Source organism: Micromonospora deserti, from assembly GCF_003236335.1.
GTDB classification, from domain to species: domain Bacteria; phylum Actinomycetota; class Actinomycetes; order Mycobacteriales; family Micromonosporaceae; genus Micromonospora; species Micromonospora deserti.
On the sequence record NZ_POUB01000347.1, the window covers coordinates 1 to 5,493 of the forward strand.

Annotated in this window: 6 protein-coding genes; all 6 read left to right on the top strand. The window is 74.0% G+C overall.

Features of this window, described 5'->3' with window-relative positions; translation table 11 throughout:
• Positions 1–700, top strand: a 700-nt coding sequence (locus tag C1I99_RS28855; RefSeq protein ID WP_111137354.1) for an esterase/lipase family protein, incomplete at its 5' end; no start/stop codon positions are given.
• 242 nt (positions 701–942) lie between these two features.
• Positions 943–1,308 carry a YciI family protein gene (locus C1I99_RS28860; protein ID WP_111137355.1) on the top strand — a complete coding sequence of 122 codons (366 nt, stop codon included), beginning with the start codon at positions 943–945 and terminating at the stop codon, positions 1,306–1,308.
• A 207-nt stretch (positions 1,309–1,515) separates the two neighbouring features.
• Positions 1,516–2,964 (top strand): pyruvate kinase, encoded by a 1,449-nt coding sequence (gene pyk / locus C1I99_RS28865; protein ID WP_111137356.1) that lies wholly within the window; start codon positions 1,516–1,518, stop codon positions 2,962–2,964.
• Positions 2,961–3,845 carry an acyl-CoA thioesterase gene (locus tag C1I99_RS28870; protein ID WP_111137357.1) on the top strand — a complete coding sequence of 295 codons (885 nt, stop codon included), beginning with the start codon at positions 2,961–2,963 and terminating at the stop codon, positions 3,843–3,845. Before pyk ends, C1I99_RS28870 begins: the two co-directional genes overlap by 4 nt.
• Before the next feature lie 88 nt (positions 3,846–3,933).
• Positions 3,934–4,404: an RrF2 family transcriptional regulator gene (locus C1I99_RS28875; RefSeq protein ID WP_111137358.1), complete on the top strand. Its 471-nt coding sequence runs from the start codon at positions 3,934–3,936 to the stop codon at positions 4,402–4,404.
• 146 nt (positions 4,405–4,550) lie between these two features.
• On the top strand, positions 4,551–5,493 hold a 943-nt coding region (locus C1I99_RS28880), incomplete at its 3' end, for a sulfite exporter TauE/SafE family protein (protein WP_111137359.1).

A 5,493-nucleotide genomic window follows, 5' to 3' on the forward strand; every position in this document is an offset into this window, starting at 1 on the left:
CGCCCCGGCCGCGTCGACCACCACCACCAGCACCACCGCCGGCGGCGCTCCCGTCATCATCGTCGGCGGCCTGAGCGGCTTCGCCGCCGTCTACGAGCCCCTCGCCGCCCGGCTGCGCGGCGACGGCTACCGGGCCTTCATCTACGAACTGCCGGGCCTCGGCTTCGGCGATATCGCCGCCTCCGCCCGCGCCTTCGCCGGCTACGTCGACCAGGTGCGGGCCAGCACCGGCGCGGCCACCGTGGACGTGGTCGCCCACTCGCAGGGCGGCCTGGTTGCGCGGCACTACCTGAAGCGGCTGAACGGCGCCCGCGCCGTGGGCCGCTACATCAGCCTCGGCTCCCCGCAGTACGGCACCTATGTGGCCAACATCCTGGCCTTCCTCGGCCTGGGCAACTGCGCCGGCATCGTCTCCTGCCAGCAGATGGCGATCGGCTCGGCGTTCCTCGCCGACCTCAACGACGGCGACGACACCCCGGGCCCGGTGCGGTACACCACCATCCGCACGATTCAGGATGAACTGGTCCGGCCGGTGGGCAACGCGGCGCTGGCCGACGGGGCGACCAACGTGCTGATCCAGGCGTGGTGCCCGGTGCGGGTGGTCGGGCACCTCGGCCTGGCGTTCGACGGCACCACGTACAGCGTGATCCGCGGCGCGCTGGCCGACGCGCCGGTACGCCCCAACTGCTTCGCCCTGTGACCGGTGCGGGGGGCGGCGCCGCCCCCCGCACCGGCTCGGGCGGCCCCGGCCGGCGCGTCGCCGCCGGGCACCCGGCCGTCCGCCACCGGCGAAACACCGCAGCCCGGCGGGAACCGGTCGGGGGCGGGGATGGAGTTGACCGGAGCCGCCCGTACCGGCCACCGCTCGTGGGACGCTGTGCCCGTGCCGGTGACCCCGACCACGGTCGGGCCCGCCGGCGGGACGCCGGGAGGGAGCGCCCGATGACGGGAGTGCCGCAGGTCGACTTCGCGCTCGACACGTACGAGTGCATCGTGCTGTATCCCGGCGCGGCCGGCCGGGCGCTGCCGGCGGAGACGGTCCAGCGGCTGCAGGCCGAGCACATCGAGCACATGCGGGCCCTGCAACGGCGGGGGATCATCCTGGTCGCCGGTTCGGTGGACGGGCCGGCCCGGGAACCGGAGCCGCCGATCGGCTTCGGCCTGGCCCGTACCGGATCCGTCGACGACGTGCGCAGCGTGATGGAGGCCGACCCGGCGGTGCAGGCCGGGCTCTACCGGGTGGACGTGATGACCTTCCTCTGCCCGGCCGGTTCGCTGGAATTCCCCCTGGCCAAGACGGAGAGCTGAACCGGCGGCCGGGCGCCGCTGCCAACCGGGAGCGGCCGTGGTCGCGCCGAGGGCGTACGATTCCGCGCGCGGTCGCCGATGCCCGCGTCTCAACGTCCCCGGCGGGTTCCGCCCGCCGGCTGCGCGTGCGCAGCGTGTCGTTGGACAATTGTTCCGCAGTCCGCAAGGGGTCGGCCCGCAGCCCGACCCGGGGGAGAGACTAGCCTGATGGGCGTGACACGCCGCGTGAAGATCGTCTGCACTCTTGGTCCTGCCACCTCGTCCCCGGAGCGCATCCGGGGGTTGGTCGAGGCCGGCATGAACGTGGCGAGACTCAACTTCAGCCACGGCAGCCACGCCGACCACGAGGCGGTCTACCGCCTCGTCAGGGAGGCCGCCGACGCGGCCGGTCGGCCGGTGGCGGTCCTCGCCGACCTGCAGGGGCCCAAGATTCGGCTCGGCCGGTTCGCGGACGGCCCGCACGAGTGGCGCACCGGCGACTCCGTGGTGATCACCAGCGACGACATCCTCGGCACCAGGGACCGAATCTCCTGCACCTACCGGAAGCTGCCGCAGGAGGTCAAGCCCGGTGACCGGCTGCTGATCGACGACGGCCGGGTCGCGGTCGAGGTCACCGACGTCACCGGCAACGACATCCGCTGCCTGGTCACCGAGGGTGGCCCGGTCTCCAACAACAAGGGCGTGTCGCTGCCCAACGTCGCGGTCAGCGTGCCGGCGCTGTCAGAGAAGGACGCGGAGGACCTGCGCTTCGCCCTCGGTCTCGGCGTCGACCTGATCGCACTCTCCTTCGTCCGCTCCGCCGACGACATCAAGCTGGTGCACGCCATCATGGCCGAGGCCGGGGTGCACCGGCCGGTGCTCGCCAAGGTCGAGAAGCCCGAGGCGGTCGACCACCTGGAGGCCATCGTGCTGGCCTTCGACGGCGTCATGGTCGCCCGCGGTGACCTCGGTGTCGAGCTGCCGCTGGACCAGGTCCCGCTGGTGCAGAAGCGCGCCGTGCAGCTGTGCCGGGAGAACGCCAAGCCGGTCATCGTGGCCACCCAGATGCTCGACTCCATGATCGAGAATTCCCGGCCGACCCGCGCCGAGGCATCCGACGTGGCCAACGCGGTGCTCGACGGCGCGGACGCGGTGATGCTCTCGGGCGAGACCAGCGTCGGCAAGTATCCGGTGCTGACGGTCAGCACCATGGCGAAGATCGTCACCACCACCGAGTCCGGCTCGATCGGCGTGCCCCGCCTGCAGCACGACCCGCGTACCCACGGCGGGGCGCTCACCGTCGCCGCCTCCTCGATCGCCCGGGCCATCGGCGCCAAGGCGCTGGTCGCCTTCTCGCAGACCGGCGACACCGTCCGGCGGTTGAGCCGGCTGCACTGCGACCTGCCGCTGCTGGCCTTCACCCCGGTGCCCGAGGTGCGCAACCAGCTCGCGCTCTCCTGGGGCGTGGAGACCTTCCTGATGCCGTTCGTCGAGCACACCGACGACATGTTCCGCCAAGTCGACGAGGCGTTGCTCGGGCTCAACCGGGCCAACCCGGGCGACTACGTGGTGATCGTCGCCGGCAGCCCGCCCGGCACCCCGGGGTCGACCAACACGCTGCGCGTACACCAGCTGGGGTCGCTGGTCGACGCCGCGTCCGCGCGGGCGCTGCGGTGACCGCAGGGGAGGTCGCGGTGGGCCAGGCCGCCGTCGACCAGCTGCTGGAGGTGCTCGACCTCGCCCCGACCGGCGAGATGAGCTTCCGGGGCATCAGCCCACCGGTCGGCCCGCAGCGGGTGTACGGCGGGCAGGTCGCCGGTCAGGCCCTGGTGGCTGCCGGGCGCACCGTCGACCCGGAGCGCTTCGTGCACTCGCTGCACGGCTACTTCGTGCGCGCCGGTGACCCGACCGAGCCGATCGAGTACCAGGTGGAGAACATCCGCGACGGGCGCTCCTTCTCCGTGCGCCGGTCCGTGGCCCTCCAGCACGACAAGCCGATCTTCTTCATGTCGGCGTCGTTCCAGCGCCGCGAGGAGGGGCTGGACCACCACGCGCCCACCCCGCCGGACGTGCCGGGCCCGGACGAGGTGCCGACCATGACCGACCGGCTCTCCCGCTACCCGGAGCGGCTCGGTATCTGGGGCCAGATCCCGCGCCCCATCGACGTGCGCTACGTCGGCGAGCCCGGCTGGGTACGCCCCGGCGACCGCCCCGCCGACCCGCACCAGCGGGTCTGGATGCGCATCGACGGCAAGCTGCCCGACGATCCGCTGCTGCACGCCTGCGCCCTGGCGTACGCCTCCGACCTGACCCTGCTGGACTCGGTCCTCTCGGTGCACGGCGAGGTGTGGGGCCCGGGCGGCGTGGTGGGCGCGAGCCTGGACCACGCGCTGTGGTTCCACCGGCCGTTCCGCGCCGACGAGTGGTTCCTCTACGACTGCTGGAGCCCGTCGGCCTCGGGCGCCCGGGGCCTGGCCACCGGACGGATGTTCACCACCGACGGCCGGCACATCGCCAGCGCCGTGCAGGAGGGCCTGCTGCGCCGCGTCGGCGCCTGACCGGCCGGCTCCCCCGCACATCACCGTTGGCCGATCGGACGAGGGGTGATCGTCCGGGCGGGGTGGCCAGCCGGCTAACCTTGCCGACATGCGTCTCTCCGCCCGGGTCGACTACGCCCTGCGAGCGGTCGCCGAGCTTGCCGCGGTCACCGGCGGCGCCGCGGCCGGACGAGGCCGACCGGTGACCGCCGACCAGGTCGCCCGCGCCCAGGACATCCCGCCGAAGTTCCTGGAGAGCATCCTGTTGCAGCTGCGCCGGGGCGGCATCGTGCACGCCCAGCGCGGCCCGGAGGGCGGCTACTGGTTGGCCCGGCCGGCGGGGGAGATATCCCTCGCCGAGGTGATCCGGGTGATCGACGGTCCGCTGGCGCACGTTCGCGGCCAGCGGCCGGAGCAGCTCGGCTACCACGGCGCTGCCCGGGCCCTGCAGGACGTGTGGATCGCGCTGCGGGCCAGCGAACGCGAGATCCTGGAGCTGGTCACCGTGGCCGACGTCGCCGCCGGCACCATGCCCGCCCGGATCACCGAACTGGTCGCCGATCCCCGCGCCTGGACCTGACCCGCGCGATCCGTCCATTCCGGCCCGCCCGGCTGCTCCCGACCGGGCCGGCGCTGTCGTCTCACTGACCGGTCAGACCCTTGACCCGCGCCGCCGCGTGGCGCATTGTCTACCAAGTCTATAGGAGATGAAGTCTGGGGGAGCACGTGCGCAAGCTGCTGGTCCTCGCGCTGGTCGGGCTCTTCGCGCAGCTGGTCGACGGCGCGCTCGGGATGGCGTACGGGCTGACCTCGTCCACCCTGCTGCTGCTCGCCGGGGTCGCCCCGGCTGCCGCGTCGGCCTCGGTGCACCTGGCGGAGGTCGGCACCACTCTGGCCGCCGGGGTTGCCCACTGGCGGTTCGGCAACGTCGACTGGCGGGTGGTCGCCCGGATCGCCGTCCCCGGCGCGGTCGGCGCCTTCGCCGGCGCCACCGTCCTCAGCTCGATCTCCACCGCCGCGGCCGCCCCCTGGATGGCCGGCATCCTGTTCACCCTCGGCGCCTACCTGCTGATCCGCTTCTCCCGTCCGCTGCGCCGCAACCCGGCCGCCGGCCGGCTGCGCGGGCGCTTCCTCGGCCCGCTCGGGCTGGCCGCCGGCTTCGTCGACGCCACCGGCGGTGGGGGCTGGGGCCCGGTCGCCACGCCGGCGCTGCTGGTCAGCGGCCGGATGGAGCCGCGCAAGGTGATCGGTTCGGTGGACACCGCCGAGTTCGTGGTCGCCGGCGCGGCGAGCGTCGGCTTCCTCATCGGCCTCGGCTCCGAGGGCTTCCTGCTGCCCACGGTGGCGGCGCTGCTCGTCGGCGGCCTGGTCGCCGCGCCGGTGGCCGCCTGGCTGGTCCGGATCGTGCCGGCCCAGCTGCTCGGAGCGGCCATCGGCGGGGTGATCGTGCTGACCAACGCCCGTACCCTGATGCGCGCCACCGACCTCGGCGCCCCGGCCCGCCCGGCGGTCTACGCGCTGCTCGCCGCCGGCTGGGTGGTCGCCCTGGCGCTGGCCGTCCGGGCGCTGCGCCGCACCCGCCGCGAGCACGTCACCGAGCCGGCCGGCCGCACCGTGACCTCGCCCCCCACCGCCGCCGGTCCGGCCGACCCGCGGCCCGCACCAGAAC

Excerpts from the sequence above, each read along its gene's own strand:
- C1I99_RS28860 (WP_111137355.1), top strand. The coding sequence starts at position 943 with ATGACGGGAGTGCCGCAGGTCGACTTCGCGCTCGACACGTACGAGTGC.
- pyk (WP_111137356.1), top strand. The coding sequence starts at position 1,516 with ATGGGCGTGACACGCCGCGTGAAGATCGTCTGCACTCTTGGTCCTGCC.
- C1I99_RS28875 (WP_111137358.1), top strand. The coding sequence starts at position 3,934 with ATGCGTCTCTCCGCCCGGGTCGACTACGCCCTGCGAGCGGTCGCCGAG.